Genomic DNA, 15,741 nt, shown 5'->3' with positions numbered 1-15,741 from the left:
CAAGTGTTATAGCCGGGGCTCTTATTTATGTATAGCCAGCCGCCAGCCTCCGTGATAACGATGCTTTGCCTGATACATCGCATCGTCAGCTTCGTGCAAAAGACCCTGAGGCGTCGATGCGTGATCAGGGTACAGCGCAATACCGATACTCAGAGAGGTGATGACCGCCTCGTCGTTCGGCAGAATGACCGGTTGCGTCATGCAGTCGATGATGTTGTCAGCGATCTGCAAGACATCTTCCGTGCTGTGTACCGGCGCCAGCAGCACGGCGAATTCGTCCCCTCCCAGGCGGGCGACCAGATCGGTCTCGCGCAGCTGCGCGCGAATGCGCCCGGCAATGGTGGTCAGCACCGCATCGCCTGCGGCGTGGCCGTAACTGTCGTTCACCTCCTTGAAGCGATCGCCGTCGATAAACAGCACCGCCAATTTCGCCGGCGGTTCGATATCGCCCAGCGCGCGGCTTAGCCGCCCTTCGAAGAAGGCGCGGTTCGGCAAGCCGGTCAGGCTGTCGTGCGTCGCCCGGTGAGCCAGCGAGTCGTTCTCTTGCTTCAGATGGGCCTGCCAGGCCTCCAGCTCGTCGAGCAAGCCGTTGAAATCGTTGCTGAGCTCATGCAGCTCGGCGATAGGCGCCGACGGCACCCGCAGGCCGAAGGTGCGATCGCGGCGCACCGCATGCGCCACGTTGGCGATGTCGTCCAGCGAACTGACGATGCCGACCAGCATGCGGCGCGACAGCACCAGGGCGCACAGGGTGCTGAGCACCAGGCAGGCGATCATGCCGACCATGCCGCGTAACAGGAAACGCAGCAGGCTGCCGCCGTTGCCGCTCAGCCAGACCTGGCCGACCTGCTTGCCCTCGTGGGTGATAGGCAGAATGACCGGTTCGGGCAGCGCCCAGTGCGCGACGATCTGCTCCAGGCCGTGCAGCGGCCCATCGGTAGGATGGCGCCAGTTGGCCAGCATCTTGCCGTTGTTGTCGAGGATCCGCGCGTCCGATACCTCTTCGTTGGAGGATATCAGCATCAGCGCCTCGCGCGCGGCGGTGCGGTCTTCAAACACCACGGCGGCCTCGACGGTATAGCTGATGGAGCGCGCGATCAGGTGCAGGTTGTGATTGGCATAGGCGCGCAGCGCAAACAGCGCCACCAGCGTCAAAAAGATGCCGGCGGTGCCGACGGCGATCAGCGCCAGCCCAAGATGCACCCGCTGCAGCACTCGGCCCAGCGTCGGGCGCGCATTGCCGGAGCGGTTTTTACGCAACAGCCTCATAGCGGCGGCGCCTGTTTGCGTGCCAGCTGCAACACGTTGGGGTGAACGCGCACGCCGCTGCGCGCCAGAGCGTCCAGGTTGACTTTGAAACTGGCCTGGTCCCCATCAATCTGCAGGCAAAATGCGCTGCCGGCGGAGCATTCGCTATCGTTCTCGCTGATGCTGAGAATGGAGTTGCCGGAAATGCGCTGCATGAAATTTTGTCTCTGCGCGGCGGTGATGTTCCCTAAGTAGATGACATCACAGCCGGTACTCAGCGTTGGGCTATCGAACGGCACGCGCTCGGCTTTAATCGGACGCGGCGCGCTCAGCAGGATCGGATCGAACAGCCCTTCGGCATACTGGGTGGGTGCGGTCACGCACAAGCGGATCGGATTAGGTTCACGCGACCAGCGTGCGTAGCTGATGATGCCTACCACTACGGTCGTCACGGCGTGCGTGCGCTTTTGATAGGGATCAGCGGCGGCGTGCGCAGGCTCGGACAACGGCAGCAGCACCAACAAAACGATCAGCAGCAGGCGGCCGATATTCAGGCGTGCGTCAAGGAAGCCCGGTTCGGGGCTTTTTGCGCAACGCATCGCTATCGCGGTCTTATTCACCATCTTCACCCGCCATTCCGGCCTGATCCACTGCCCGCAGGCCGTGGCCTGACAAGGAAAAATCCGGCCCGCTTGAAGGGACAATCGTTTTGCTGAAAGCTGTCAGTCGCACTGCCTAATGAACACTATCTAACCCATAATTGGCGCGGATTGTATTATAAGATGTCTTCGTTGGGCGCTTTATGTGCTGTTTTCTCGGAATTATCTTACTTATTTTTGATAGTATAAAAATGCCCACCCGGGTTTGCCACCGCTTTTCTGCAAAGTTGGCGTGTTTAGCCCGCTGTCAGGCGATTTGCGCAACGGTGGCGCCATATAACAAATCAAATAATGCGATGACTAATAATTAAAAAGTATTTTACTTCTCCAATAAGCGCCGGGGCAGCTAATAAAAATCCGGTGGCTGGAAATATCCCGCCGGCCTGATTTGTCAGCCAAAGTAAACGTTTTTACCTGGCCCGCGTCATGGCGATACACTTCTTCTTCTACAGTATTGAATGGATGAGCGATTGCGCTGTCTATGGTAGATATCTGCGTCCGGGCCGTGCGCCCGGTTTTATTTTGTTCTGCGGCGCCGTGGCGCGGCGGTTACCGGGGAGCTGGGCGGCTCCCGCGGCACAATCAGTGAGGAAAGAGCGAGGATGGTCAAGGTGGACAAGCGACGGCTGTTGGCGATGGGGCTGTGCCTGACGGCGTTTTCCGGCGCGGCGCTGGCGGATTCTCTGGATGCGCAACGTCAGCGCTACCAGCAGATCAAGCAGGCGTGGGACGGCAATCAGATGGACGTGGTGGCGCAGCTGATGCCGACGCTGCGCGATTACCCGCTTTATCCTTACCTGGAATACCGCGAGCTGACACAGGATCTGAGCCAGGCGGGGTTCTCCGAGGTGAACGACTTTATCAAACGCCACCCGACGCTGCCGCCGGCGAAATCACTGGTGCCGCGCTTCGTCAATGAGCTGGCGCGGCGCGAAGATTGGCGCACCCTGTTGGCCTTCAGCGCGCAGCCGCCCAAACCGGTGGCGGCGCGCTGCAACTATTACTACGCCAAATGGGCCACCGGCGACCAGCAGGCGGCCTGGAGCGGCGCCGATGAACTGTGGCTGAACGGCAAAACGCTGCCGGGCGCCTGCGATCGTCTGTTCAGCGTCTGGCGCGGCGCAGGCAAGCAAACGCCGCTGGATATTCTGGCGCGCATGAAGCTGGCGTTGAAAGAGGGTAACAGTTCGCTGGTCAGCAACCTTTATAGCCAGTTGCCGGCCGACTACCAGACCATGGGCAACGCCCTGGTGCGCTTGCAAAACGATCCGACCACCGTGGAAGCCTTCGCCCGCAGCGTGGGGCCGACTGACTTTACCCGCGCCGCTACCGGCATCGCCTTTGAACGCCTGGCGCGGCAGGATGTGGAAAACGCACGGGCGATGATCCCGACGCTCGCGCGGCTGCAGAAAATGAGCGACGACGAACGACTGGGGTTGGAAGAGGCGGTGGCCTGGCGCCTGATGGGCAGCGACGCTACCTACGAGCAGGCGCAGTGGCGCGATCAGGTGATTCTGCGCAGCCGTTCGCCTTCGCTGTTGGAGCGCCGGGTGCGCATGGCGTTGGGCAACGGCGATCGGCAGGGCGTCGCGACCTGGCTAGCCCGCCTGCCGGAAGCGTCGCGCAACAAGGATGAGTGGCGCTACTGGCGCGCCAGTCAACTGATGGACGAAGGCAAACGCGCCGAAGGCGAGGAGATGTTGCGTAACCTGATGACCGAACGCGGCTTCTATCCGATGGTCGCGGCGCAGAAGCTGAACGCTACTTATCCGGTGATGGTGGCGGTGGCGGCCAAGCCGCGCACGTCGCTGGTCGACGGGCCGGAGGTCGCCCGGGTGCGCGAGCTGATGTACTGGAATATGGACAACCTGGCCCGCAGCGAGTGGGGCTCTTACGTCGCCAGCCGCAGCCGGCCGGAACAAGAGGCGCTGGCGCGCTACGCCTTTGAGCAAAAATGGGCCGATCTGAGCGTGCAGGCGACCATTGTCGGCAAGCTGTGGGATCATCTGGAGGAGCGCTTCCCGGTCGCCTGGCCGCAGGAGTTCCGCCGCGCCACCGATGACAAGGGGATCACCACCAGCTACGCGATGGCGATCGCGCGTCAGGAGAGCGCCTGGAATCCGAAAGCGCAGTCGCCGGTTGGCGCTACCGGCCTGATGCAGGTGATGCCGCGCACCGCGCAGCATACGGTGCAGATGTTCAATATTCCCGGTTACGTCGGCCCGAGCCAGCTGTTCGATCCACAGACTAACATCACCATCGGCACCAGCTATCTGGAGTCGGTCTATCAGCAGTTCGGCCGCAACCGCATCCTGTCGAGCGCCGCCTATAACGCCGGCCCGTCGCGGGTGAACACCTGGCTGGGCAACAGCGCGGGGCGTATCGATCCGGTGGCGTTCATCGAAAGCATTCCGTTCTCGGAAACCCGCGGCTACGTCAAGAATGTGTTGGCCTATGATGCGTTTTACCGCTATCTGACGCACCGGCCGGCCAAGGTGCTGACCGACGCCGAGTGGCAGAGACGTTATTGATTTTGACGGCCCTATGGTATGCTGCTGTACTAGTTAAATAGTATGGTGGCTGCCATGACGCAATTATCGTTAAACGACCCCGCTCTTTCAGAACAAGGCAATGAGGATTGGCTGCGCTTCGTCGCGCTGCTGCAGAATTCGTTTGCGCAAGAACTGCATCAACCGCTGCTGCAGCTGATGCTGACGCCGGACGAGCGCACCGCGCTGGGCACCCGGGTGCGAATCATCCAGGAACTGATGCGCGGCGAGATGAGCCAGCGCGAGCTGAAAAATGAACTGGGCGCGGGGATCGCCACCATCACCCGCGGATCGAACAGCCTGAAAGCGGCTTCACCCGAGCTGAAACAGTGGCTTGAGCAGCAGCTGCTGCACGATGAGCCCTAGCAGGTTTTGCGCTATTGCTGATAGATGGCGTTGTGAAACGGCACCAGCGCCAGCAGAAGCGCCTGGTGATAAACGCTGGTGCGGCTCAGCCGGCCGTCGGTGAAGACGCCGATGGCGCCGCCCTGGCGCTTCACCTCGGCATTGCCGGTGATCGCCGCCATTTCGCTGCCCAATTCGCGACCGGCGCGAATACCTTGTAAGATGACCTCCGGCAGCATCAGGCTCGCCGAGCGAGATTCGCCGCGGATGTGCGGGTTCTCGATGGTCATCCAGGCGAAGGTCATATTCTCTTCAATCCCGGCTTCCACGCCGACCCAAAAATCGGCCTCGGGCCTGACCTGGCGCGCTTCCATGACGCGTTGACGCGAGCCGGTGCGGGTTTCGTGATTGCCTATCGGCTGCAGCGAGACACCGCTGGCGACGTCAACGGATTCAATGCGGTATTGGCCTGCGCCAAAGACGTCATCGAAGGCCAGTTGAATAGCCTTGATCTTTGCCGGGTTGGTAGTTGCAGCGACAACATGGTACATAACGGGTTTGATATCCTTCTGGCCGATACGCCGGGCAGCGGCAAAAGCGCCACCGGGCCGGGGATAAATGCAAATTTCACGCAGTATAACGGAAAACAAAAATGTTACAGGTATACCTCGTTCGCCATGGCGAAACGGAATGGAACGCGGCTCGCCGCATCCAGGGTCAGTCCGACAGCCCGTTAACCGCCATGGGTGAACACCAGGCCCGTCTGGTCGCCAGGCGCGTCAGCAAAGAAGGCATTACGCACATCATTACCAGCGATCTGGGGCGCACGCGCCGCACCGCACAGATCATCGCCGACGCCTGTGGCTGCGAAGTGATTAGCGATCCGCGTTTGCGTGAGCTGCACATGGGGGTTCTGGAAGAACGCCTGATCGACAGTTTGACGCCGCAGGAAGAGCAGTGGCGCAAACAGATGGTCGATGGTACTCCTGACGGCCGTATCCCTCAAGGCGAATCCATGGAGGAGCTGGGCGAGCGCATGCGCGCCGCGCTGGAGAGTTGCCTGATGCTGCCTGAAGGCAGCAAGCCGCTGCTCGTCAGTCATGGTATCGCGTTGGGGTGTTTGATCAGTACGGTGCTGGGGCTGCCGGCCTATGCGGAACGCCGCCTGCGCTTGCGCAATTGCTCACTGTCGCGCGTCGATCACCAGCAGAGCCCGTGGCTGGCTTCCGGCTGGATCGTGGAAACGGCGGGCGATGTCACGCATTTGGACATGCCCGCGTTGGACGAACTGCAGCGTTAACGCCGAATCGGGATCAGGTAATCGCACTTGATCTCGATAGGTGCCTGATGCGGACGGCGCTCGCCTTTCGGATAGAAGCGCTCGATGTCGTGCCCTTTGCGGCGCGTCAGCTGGAGCGCCGGCAGGCAGGTGCCGTAGACCGTCAGAATAAAGTCTTGCAGTCCCTCGGTGGGCCCTTCGTAGCTGAACATCGCAAACTCACCGCCCGGCAACACCAGCGGCTGGCCTTCCTGTACCTTGTCAGGCACCTGATCCGGCTCCAGCGCCGTGGTGTACAGCACTTCCTGTTCGTCGTCCTTCTCCTGGCTCGGTCGCGAGTGGTGCAGCCCGTACAGCACCGGCGGCAGGGTTTCGACGTCACCGAGGAACTGACGCCAGAACTGTGAGCGCAGTTCGGTGCGCACGGTGGTGATCTGTTCCAGCGTACAGGAGTAGCTTTGGGTCAGGCCGACCAGCTGCTTGTCCGGCAGCGAGACGAATTCCGGCTGCGGCAAGGTGAAGGCTCCCAGACGGATCGGCGGACAGATGCCGAATGCATTCCAGTCTTCGGCGCGGCGGTACAGCGCCGGCGTTTGCGCAAACTGTTTTTTGAAGGCGCGGGTGAAGGTCTGCTGCGAGTCGAAGCGATATTGCAGGGCGATATCCAAAATCGGCCGGCTGGTCAAACGCAGCGCGACGGCGGCTTTGGACAGCCTCCTTGCCCGGATGTAAGCACCGATGGCGTTACCGGTAATATCTTTGAACATCCGTTGCAGATGCCATTTGGAGTAGCCTGCCTTGGCCGCCACGTTATCCAGCGACAAGGGTTGGTCCAAATGGCTTTCCAGCCAGCTAAGCAGATCACGAATGATACCGGCTTGATCCATAGATCTTCCTCGTAAAGCTTGGGGGTAGGAACCCGAACTGTTGATTCGTCACGCTGGTGCTGCGCTATCAGACCGATCCATGAGCCATTATGCGTTGCACTCTTTGCCTCTGCTGCGCATGCCGCGCCAGAGTTGGATTGGGGTACACCGTAGTGGGCGCAAAGAAATAACGACGCCGCATCATAGCAATTTTTTTACTCCGCGACTCTCAAAGATTTTTGTCACGCTCTGTGCTAAAACGGACGGTGCGGACCCGTAAAAAACCGATTCCGTGAGCTTAGACATAAATAATGGCGACCGCCGAACCTATTTTTGCGGCAAGGTTATACCGGAGTTAAGTAAATGAAAAAAAGCTGGATATTTTTATTCGGTTTGGTTTGCGCAACCGTTGGCAGCGCGCAGGCGGAGCAGGTGGGCTCCGTTGATACGGTGTTTAAATTGTTGGGGCCGGACCACAAAATCGTAGTGGAAGCGTTCGACGATCCGGATGTTAAAAATGTAACTTGTTATATCAGCCGCGCCAAAACCGGCGGCATCAAAGGCGGCTTGGGGCTGGCGGAAGACACCGCCGACGCGGCCATTTCCTGCCAGCAGGTGGGGCCTATCGAGCTGAGCGACAAGATCAAAAACGGCAAGGCGGAAGGCGATGTGGTGTTCCAGAAACGCACCTCGCTGGTGTTCAAGAAGTTGCAGGTGGTTCGCTTCTATGACGCCAAGCGCAATTCGTTGATTTACCTGAGCTACTCCGACAAGGTGATCGACGGTTCGCCGAAGAACGCGTTGAGCGCGGTGCCGATCATGCCATGGGCTGAGACGAAATAAAAAAACGGGGTTCAGCATGCTGAACCCCGTTTTCATGACGGCAGGCCGGAATTACTCTTCCAGATCGCCGCAGAAGCGGTAGCCTTCGCCGTGAATGGTGGCGATGATTTCCGGCGTATCCGGCGTCGATTCGAAGTGTTTGCGAATGCGACGGATAGTGACGTCCACGGTGCGGTCATGCGGCTTCAGCTCGCGGCCGGTCATTTTCTTCAGCAGTTCGCCGCGCGACTGGATCTTGCCCGGGTTTTCGCAGAAGTGCAGCATGGCGCGGAATTCGCTGCGCGGCAGCTTGTACTGTTCGCCGGCCGGGCTGATCAAAGAGCGGCTGTTGATGTCCAGCTCCCACCCGTTGAACTTGTAGCTCTCGACCAGACGGCGCTCTTCGCCGAGGCTGCCCAGGTTCATGGTGCGCGACAGCAGGTTGCGCGCGCGGATGGTCAGCTCACGCGGGTTGAACGGCTTGGTGATGTAATCGTCGGCGCCGATTTCCAGGCCGAGGATTTTGTCCACTTCGTTATCGCGACCGGTCAGGAACATCAAGGCTACGCTGGCCTGTTCACGCAGTTCGCGCGCCAACAGCAGGCCGTTTTTGCCTGGCAGGTTGATGTCCATGATGACCAGATTGATATCATTTTCAGACAGGATATTGTGCATCTCTGCACCATCATTGGCTTCATGAACAATGTAGCCTTCCGCCTCGAAAATGCTCTTCAGGGTGTTACGAGTGACTAACTCGTCTTCGACAATCAGAATGTGCGGGGTCTGCATATTTGCTACCTAAAATTGCCAACAAAATAGAAAATCGGAAGTACAGAAGTCTTTGTTTTCTTAGAGGAGGGCAGAGATAGCGCCACGTTCCCTCTCAGCAAATGACTAAAGTACGTAAACTCGTTCTTGATGCACTTTCCATCTCATGTCAACAAGATCGCTAGCCTGGTGGGGATGCTGTTCCCTACAACCCCTTGGGTGCCGAAACGGCGCATATCCTAACCCCATTAACAGCAATATAACAGCGCGTGCCGAATTCATCACCCAACAAAACTACGCTTTGTTGACATATATCAAATTCAATTGTAGCACGTTAACAGATTTGTGAAAAACACTTACAGAAATGCCAGTTTAAGTCACAGAACCTCAAATTCTGTGAACGATTCAGCATTATCCGGCCCGATAGGATACAATTATTCGCTTATTGATCATCGCGTTGTTTTAACTTATTGATAAATAAACGCAGTAAAACATAAGCGCGAATAATGACTATTACGACGGGTTTATTCGTTCAACGAGCCGTTTAATCTTGTTTGTTGCTATTAACGCGTTTATTGTTGCGTAATTGTAAATATAAGCGGGCGCTGCGCCATCGTCAAAAACGCAGGCCCGCCTTCGGTGGAAGAGTCATGCAGCTTCATATTGTTTTAGTGGCTCCGGCGCGGCCGGAAAATGTCGGCGCGGCGGCGCGCGCGATGAAAACCATGGGCTTCACGTCGTTGCGCATCGTCGACAGCGAAGCGCACCTGCAGCCGGCGGCGCGCTGGGTGGCGCATGGTGCCGGCGAGATCCTCGACGGCGTACAAACGTTCGCCACGCTGGAACAGGCGCTGGCGGGCGTGGATTTTACCGTCGCCACCACCGCCCGCAGCCGCGCGCGCTTTCACTACTACTGTACGCCGCCCGAACTGCTGGAACAGCTGAGCGAGCGTAAGCAGTGGGTCGGCCAGGCCGCGCTGGTGTTCGGCCGCGAAGATTCCGGCCTGACCAACGAAGAGCTGGCGCTGGCGGACTTGCTGACCGGCGTGCCGATGCAGGCGGACTATCCGTCGCTTAACCTGGGCCAGGCGGTGATGGTTTACTGCTACCAGCTGGCGAGCCTGATGGGTGTCAGTACACCGCAGGAAACGGCGGCGTCGGAAGGGCAGCTCAAGGCGCTGCGCCGCCGCGCCGATGCTTTGTTGAATACCCTGGATGTCGGCGATGACCAAAAATTGCGCGACTGGCTGCACCAGCGCCTCGGCGCGCTGCAACAACGAGATACGGCGATGCTGCATACGCTGCTGCACGATATCGAAAAAAAACTCGCCAAGTGATAGCGGCTCCATCAGACGGTTACCCAGCGTGATCCACTAGTAAATAGGCTTTAAGTTGTTTTTTTGTTCTGTCATTTTGCTTTTCACCTGTTGCATCGCGCATTACCGCCGCTGAACGGAAAATAAGCAAAAAAAGAAATAGTTTGACTTGGGATAGCGATTGCTTTAACCAATAGAGGGGACAGAGTATTTCATGAGACAGACAGACAACATGCGCAACATCAGCCTGAAAACCACAATTATTACCACCACCGATACCACAGGTAACGGGGCGGGCTGACGCGCACAGGAAACACAGAAAAAAGCCCGCACCTAATCAGTGCGGGCTTTTTTTTCGGCTTAAATTCGGAGAGATCACACATGCGAGTGCTGAAATTTGGCGGAACCTCGGTGGCGAATGCAGAACGTTTTCTGCGCGTCGCCGACATCATGGAGAGTAATGCGCGTCAGGGACAGGTAGCCACGGTCTTGTCCGCCCCCGCAAAGATCACCAACCATCTGGTGGCAATGATCGACAAAACGGTGGCGGGCCAGGACATTCTGCCGAATATCAGCGACGCCGAGCGGATCTTTGCCGACCTGCTGAGCGGCCTGGCGCAGGCGCTGCCGGGCTTTGAATACGATCGTTTGAAAGGCGTGGTCGATCAGGAGTTCGCGCAGCTCAAACAGGTGTTGCACGGGGTCTCGCTGTTGGGTCAGTGCCCGGACAGCGTCAACGCGGCGATCATCTGCCGCGGCGAAAAGCTCTCCATCGCCATCATGGAAGGGGTGTTCCGCGCCAAGGGTTATCCGGTCACGGTGATCAACCCGGTGGAGAAACTGCTGGCGCAGGGCCACTACCTGGAGTCTACCGTGGATATCGCCGAGTCCACGCTGCGCATCGCCGCCGCGGCGATCCCGGCCGACCACATCGTGCTGATGGCCGGTTTCACCGCCGGTAACGACAAGGGTGAGCTGGTGGTGCTGGGCCGCAACGGCTCCGACTATTCCGCCGCGGTGCTGGCCGCCTGCCTGCGCGCCGACTGTTGCGAAATCTGGACTGACGTCGACGGCGTGTATACCTGCGATCCGCGCACCGTGCCGGACGCCAGGCTGCTGAAATCGATGTCGTACCAGGAGGCGATGGAGCTTTCCTATTTCGGCGCCAAAGTGCTGCACCCTCGCACCATCACGCCGATTGCCCAATTCCAAATTCCTTGCCTGATAAAAAACACCTCCAACCCGCAGGCTCCCGGCACGCTGATCGGCAAAGACAGCACCGATGCCGATATGCCGGTGAAAGGCATCACCAACCTGAATAATATGGCGATGATCAACGTCTCCGGCCCGGGCATGAAAGGCATGGTCGGCATGGCTGCGCGGGTGTTCGCCGTGATGTCGCGCGCCGGCATTTCGGTGGTGTTGATCACCCAATCCTCTTCCGAATACAGCATCAGCTTCTGCGTGCCGCAGGGCGAACTGCAGCGCGCCCGCCGCGCGCTGGAGGAGGAGTTCTATCTGGAATTGAAAGATGGCGTGCTGGATCCGCTGGACGTCATGGAGCGCCTGGCGATCATCTCGGTAGTCGGCGACGGCATGCGCACCCTGCGTGGCATTTCAGCGCGCTTCTTCTCCGCGCTGGCGCGCGCCAACATCAATATCGTCGCCATCGCCCAGGGCTCTTCCGAGCGTTCAATCTCGGTGGTGGTCAGCAATGATTCCGCCACCACCGGCGTGCGCGTCAGCCACCAGATGCTGTTCAACACCGATCAGGTGATCGAAGTGTTCGTCATCGGCGTCGGCGGCGTCGGCGGGGCGCTGATCGAGCAGATCTACCGCCAGCAGCCGTGGCTGAAGCAAAAACATATCGATCTGCGGGTGTGCGGCATCGCCAACTCGCGCGTGATGCTGACCAACGTGCACGGCATCGCGCTGGACAGCTGGCGGGACGAGCTGGCCGGCGCGCAGGAGCCGTTCAATCTCGGCCGCCTGATCCGGCTGGTGAAGGAGTATCACCTGCTGAACCCGGTGATCGTCGACTGTACCTCCAGCCAGGCGGTGGCCGATCAGTATGTGGACTTCCTGGCGGACGGCTTCCATGTGGTGACGCCGAACAAAAAGGCCAACACCTCGTCGATGAACTATTATCAGCAACTGCGCGCCGCCGCCGCCGGTTCGCACCGCAAGTTCCTCTACGACACCAACGTCGGCGCCGGTCTGCCGGTGATCGAGAACCTGCAAAACCTGCTGAACGCCGGCGATGAGCTGGTGCGTTTCTCCGGCATCCTGTCCGGTTCGCTGTCCTTTATTTTTGGCAAGCTGGATGAAGGGCTGTCGCTGTCGGCGGCGACTCTGCAGGCCAGAGCCAATGGCTACACCGAGCCGGATCCGCGCGACGATCTGTCCGGTATGGACGTGGCGCGCAAGCTGCTGATCCTGGCGCGCGAAGCCGGTTACAAGCTGGAGCTGAGCGATATCGAGGTCGAGCCGGTGCTGCCGCCGTCCTTCGACGCGTCGGGCGACGTGGAGCATTTCCTGGCGCGGCTGCCGGAACTGGATAAAGAGTTCGCGCGCAACGTGGCCAATGCCGCCGAGCAAGGCAAGGTGCTGCGCTATGTCGGCCTGATCGACGAAGGGCGCTGTAAGGTGCGCATCGAGGCGGTGGACGGCAACGATCCGTTGTATAAAGTGAAGAACGGCGAGAACGCGCTGGCCTTCTACAGCCGTTATTATCAGCCGCTGCCGCTGGTGCTGCGCGGCTACGGCGCCGGTAACGATGTGACCGCAGCGGGCGTGTTCGCCGATCTGCTGCGCACACTGTCATGGAAGTTGGGAGTTTAATATGGTTAAGGTGTATGCACCGGCCTCGATCGGTAACGTCAGCGTCGGTTTTGATGTGCTGGGCGCGGCGGTTTCGCCGATCGACGGCACGCTGCTGGGCGACTGCGTCAGCGTGGAAGCCGCCGAGACGTTCAGTCTGCAAAACGCCGGGCGCTTCGTCAGCAAGCTGCCGGCCGAGCCGAAAGAGAACATCGTTTATCAATGCTGGGAGCGTTTCTGCCAGGAGATCGGCCGCGAAGTGCCGGTGGCGATGCGGCTGGAAAAGAACATGCCGATCGGATCGGGGCTGGGCTCCAGCGCTTGTTCGGTGGTGGCCGGGCTGATGGCGATGAACGAATTTTGCGATCGCCCGCTGGATAAGACGACGCTGCTCGGTCTGATGGGCGAGTTGGAAGGCCGCATTTCCGGCAGCGTGCATTACGACAACGTGGCGCCCTGCTATCTGGGCGGCCTGCAGCTGATGCTGGAAGAAGAAGGCATTATCAGCCAGGAAGTGCCGTGCTTTGACGATTGGCTGTGGGTTATGGCCTATCCGGGCATCAAGGTCTCCACCGCCGAAGCGCGCGCCATTTTACCCGCGCAGTACCGCCGTCAGGATTGCATCAGCCACGGCCGCTATCTGGCCGGCTTTATTCACGCCTGCCACACCCGGCAGCCGCAGCTGGCCGCCAAATTAATGCAGGACGTGATCGCCGAGCCGTACCGCACCCGGCTGCTGCCGGGCTTCGCCGAAGCGCGCAAGGCGGCGCAGGAGATAGGCGCGCTGGCCTGCGGCATCTCCGGCTCCGGCCCGACGCTGTTCGCCGTCTGCAACGATGTCGCCACCGCGCAACGCATGGCCGCCTGGCTGCAACAACACTATCTGCAAAACGACGAAGGTTTTGTTCATATTTGCCGTCTGGATACCGCAGGCGCTCGACTACTGGGATAACGCATGAAACTGTACAACCTTAAGGATCACAACGAGCAGGTCAGCTTCGCGCAGGCGATCAAACAAGGCCTGGGCAAGCAGCAGGGGCTGTTCTTCCCGCTGGAGCTGCCGGCGTTCGAACTGACCGAGATCGACCAGCTGCTGGAGCAGGACTTTGTCACCCGCAGCAGCCGCATTCTGTCGGCCTTTATCGGCGAAGAAGTGCCGGAAGCGGCGCTGAAGAAACGCGTGCAGGCCGCCTTTGAGTTTCCGGCGCCGGTAGCGAAAGTGACGGAAGACGTCTCCTGCCTGGAGCTGTTCCACGGCCCGACGCTGGCGTTCAAAGACTTCGGCGGCCGCTTTATGGCGCAGATGCTGGCGGAAGTGGCCGGCGATCAGCCGGTGACCATTTTGACCGCCACCTCCGGCGACACCGGCGCCGCCGTGGCGCACGCCTTCTATGGCCTGAAGAACGTTCGGGTGGTGATCCTCTACCCGCAGGGCAAAATCAGCCCGCTGCAGGAAAAGCTGTTCTGCACCCTGGGCGGCAATATTCACACCGTGGCGATCGACGGCGACTTCGACGCCTGTCAGGCGCTGGTGAAACAGGCGTTCGACGATCAGGAATTGAAAGACGCGCTGCACCTGAACTCGGCCAACTCGATCAACATCAGTCGCTTGCTGGCGCAGATCTGCTACTACTTCGAAGCGGTGGCGCAGCTGCCGCAGGAAGCGCGCAATCAGCTGGTGATTTCGGTGCCGAGCGGCAACTTCGGCGATCTGACCGCCGGGCTGCTGGCCAAATCGCTGGGCCTGCCGGTGAAGCGCTTCATCGCCGCCACCAACGCCAACGACACCGTGCCGCGCTTCCTGACCAGCGGCCAGTGGCAGCCGCACGCTACGGTCGCGACGCTGTCCAACGCCATGGATGTCAGCCAGCCGAACAACTGGCCGCGCGTGGAAGAGCTGTTCCGTCGCAAGGTCTGGCAGTTGAAAGAGCTGGGTCACGCGGCGGTCAGCGACGAGACCACCAAAGACACGATGCGTGAGCTGGCCGAGCTGGGCTATATCTCCGAACCGCACGCGGCCATCGCCTACCGCGCGCTGCGCGATCAGCTGCAGGAAGGGGAGTTCGGTCTGTTCCTCGGCACGGCGCATCCGGCCAAGTTTAAAGAGAGTGTGGAAGCGATACTCGGCCAGGAGCTGCCGTTGCCGAAAGCGCTGGCGCTGCGGGCTGAGCTGCCGCTGCTGTCGCACACGCTGCCGGCCAACTTCGGCGAGCTGCGCAAATTCCTGATGGGGCTGCCGGCCTGAAGTTCGGCAGGGTAAAATGCGAAAAGCCGTCTTGCGACGGCTTTTTTTTATGCCTGCTCCGGGCGTTTGAACACCAGTTCATTGCCCTGCGAGGCGGCTTCGTCGAAGACGTAGCCTTCCAGGTTGAAGTCCACCAGCTGCTCGCTGCGCGTCAGGCGGTTCTTGATGATAAAGCGGCTCATCAACCCGCGCGCTTTCTTGGCGTAGAAGCTGATGACCTTGAACTTGCCGTTCTTCTCGTCGAGGAACACCGGTTTGATCAGCGAACCGTGCAACTTGGCCGGTTTCACCGCTTTGAAATACTCGTCGGAGGCCAGGTTGACCACCACGTCGTCGCCCTGTTGTTCCAGCGCTTCGTTGAGCTTTTGGGTGATCTGATCGCCCCAGAAGCTGTACAGATCTTTGCCCTTCGGGTTTTCCAGCTTGATGCCCATCTCCAGCCGGTACGGCATCATCAGATCGAGCGGGCGCAGCACGCCATACAGGCCGGACAGCATGCGCAAATGCTGCTGGGCGAAGTCGAAATCGGCTTCGTTGAAATCCTGCGCCTGCAGGCCGGTGTAAACGTCGCCCTTGAACGCCAGCAACGCCTGGCGGGCGTTGTCCGGGGTAAATTTCGGCTGCCATTCGCTAAAGCGCGCGGCGTTGAGCCCGGCCAGCTTGTCGCTGATGCTCATCAGGCTGGCGATTTGCGCCGGCGTCAGCGCGCGGCAAATGTTGATAAGCCGCTGAGACTTGTCCAGCAGTTCGGGCTGCGTGAAGCGTTCTGTCGCCAGCGGGCTGTCGTAATCGAGCGTTTTTGCAGGGGAAATAATAACGAGCAT

Annotated in this window: 15 protein-coding genes and 1 other annotated feature; of the genes, 9 read left to right on the top strand and 6 right to left on the bottom strand. The window is 59.7% G+C overall.

From position 1 onward, the window contains the following. Positions 1 to 21: 21 nt before the first annotated feature. A complete protein-coding gene (locus L085_RS00945; RefSeq protein WP_021505375.1) occupies positions 22 to 1,269 on the bottom strand; it encodes a diguanylate cyclase in 1,248 nt (415 codons plus the stop codon). Beyond that, a complete protein-coding gene (locus L085_RS00940; protein ID WP_044031909.1) occupies positions 1,266 to 1,871 on the bottom strand; it encodes a YfiR family protein in 606 nt (201 codons plus the stop codon). Before L085_RS00940 ends, L085_RS00945 begins: the two co-directional genes overlap by 4 nt. A 638-nt stretch (positions 1,872 to 2,509) precedes the next feature. Between L085_RS00940 and sltY the strand changes: the two genes are divergently transcribed. Continuing rightward, positions 2,510 to 4,438, top strand: coding sequence for a murein transglycosylase (sltY, locus tag L085_RS00935; protein WP_044029726.1), 1,929 nt, complete (start codon positions 2,510 to 2,512; stop codon positions 4,436 to 4,438). Positions 4,439 to 4,492: 54 nt separating this feature from the next. Next, entirely contained in the window at positions 4,493 to 4,822 is a 330-nt protein-coding gene (gene trpR, locus L085_RS00930) for a trp operon repressor (protein WP_044029725.1), read from the top strand. A gap of 11 nt (positions 4,823 to 4,833) precedes the next feature. On the opposite strand, the gene yjjX is transcribed toward trpR, so the two are convergent. After that, a complete protein-coding gene (gene yjjX, locus L085_RS00925) occupies positions 4,834 to 5,352 on the bottom strand; it encodes an inosine/xanthosine triphosphatase (protein ID WP_004933015.1) in 519 nt (172 codons plus the stop codon). A 101-nt stretch (positions 5,353 to 5,453) separates the two neighbouring features. On the opposite strand from yjjX, the gene gpmB reads away from it, so the two are divergent. Then, the gene (gene gpmB / locus L085_RS00920; protein WP_004933012.1) at positions 5,454 to 6,101 is read left to right on the top strand and encodes a 2,3-diphosphoglycerate-dependent phosphoglycerate mutase GpmB; all 648 of its coding nucleotides are present in this window, start codon (positions 5,454 to 5,456) and stop codon (positions 6,099 to 6,101) included. On the opposite strand, the gene robA is transcribed toward gpmB, so the two are convergent. Beyond that, the gene (robA, locus tag L085_RS00915) at positions 6,098 to 6,967 is read right to left on the bottom strand and encodes an MDR efflux pump AcrAB transcriptional activator RobA (RefSeq protein WP_015376605.1); all 870 of its coding nucleotides are present in this window, start codon (positions 6,965 to 6,967) and stop codon (positions 6,098 to 6,100) included. The genes gpmB and robA overlap by 4 nt on opposite strands. Before the next feature lie 342 nt (positions 6,968 to 7,309). On the opposite strand from robA, the gene creA reads away from it, so the two are divergent. After that, positions 7,310 to 7,789, top strand: a complete 480-nt coding sequence (gene creA, locus L085_RS00910; protein WP_004933005.1) for a protein CreA — start codon at positions 7,310 to 7,312, stop codon at positions 7,787 to 7,789. Positions 7,790 to 7,840: 51 nt separating this feature from the next. On the opposite strand, the gene arcA is transcribed toward creA, so the two are convergent. Further along, entirely contained in the window at positions 7,841 to 8,557 is a 717-nt protein-coding gene (arcA, locus tag L085_RS00905) for a two-component system response regulator ArcA (protein ID WP_004933003.1), read from the bottom strand. A gap of 629 nt (positions 8,558 to 9,186) precedes the next feature. Here arcA and L085_RS00900 point away from each other — a divergent pair. From L085_RS00900 to thrC, 5 genes are all read left to right on the top strand, one after another. After that, the gene (locus L085_RS00900; RefSeq protein WP_021505374.1) at positions 9,187 to 9,873 is read left to right on the top strand and encodes a tRNA/rRNA methyltransferase; all 687 of its coding nucleotides are present in this window, start codon (positions 9,187 to 9,189) and stop codon (positions 9,871 to 9,873) included. A gap of 193 nt (positions 9,874 to 10,066) precedes the next feature. Then, positions 10,067 to 10,153 carry a thr operon leader peptide gene (thrL, locus tag L085_RS24260; protein WP_071525951.1) on the top strand — a complete coding sequence of 29 codons (87 nt, stop codon included), beginning with the start codon at positions 10,067 to 10,069 and terminating at the stop codon, positions 10,151 to 10,153. Next, positions 10,092 to 10,209, top strand: a sequence feature (Thr leader region). (Overlaps the previous gene by 62 nt.) Before the next feature lie 24 nt (positions 10,210 to 10,233). Beyond that, positions 10,234 to 12,693: a bifunctional aspartate kinase/homoserine dehydrogenase I gene (gene thrA, locus L085_RS00895; RefSeq protein WP_004932996.1), complete on the top strand. Its 2,460-nt coding sequence runs from the start codon at positions 10,234 to 10,236 to the stop codon at positions 12,691 to 12,693. Between the two features lies 1 nt (position 12,694). Further along, on the top strand, positions 12,695 to 13,624 hold the full coding sequence (thrB, locus tag L085_RS00890; RefSeq protein ID WP_044029724.1) for a homoserine kinase: 930 nt from the start codon (positions 12,695 to 12,697) through the stop codon (positions 13,622 to 13,624). Positions 13,625 to 13,627: 3 nt separating this feature from the next. Then, positions 13,628 to 14,917: a threonine synthase gene (gene thrC, locus L085_RS00885; RefSeq protein ID WP_044029722.1), complete on the top strand. Its 1,290-nt coding sequence runs from the start codon at positions 13,628 to 13,630 to the stop codon at positions 14,915 to 14,917. Between the two features lie 47 nt (positions 14,918 to 14,964). On the opposite strand, the gene yaaA is transcribed toward thrC, so the two are convergent. Next, positions 14,965 to 15,741, bottom strand: coding sequence for a peroxide stress protein YaaA (gene yaaA, locus L085_RS00880; protein WP_044029721.1), 777 nt, complete (start codon positions 15,739 to 15,741; stop codon positions 14,965 to 14,967).

It is taken from the genome of Serratia sp. FS14 (assembly GCF_000695995.1).
Lineage (GTDB): Bacteria > Pseudomonadota > Gammaproteobacteria > Enterobacterales > Enterobacteriaceae > Serratia > Serratia nematodiphila.
Note: the sequence above shows the minus strand (reverse complement) of the source record. Positions and strands in the feature narration are given on the sequence as shown.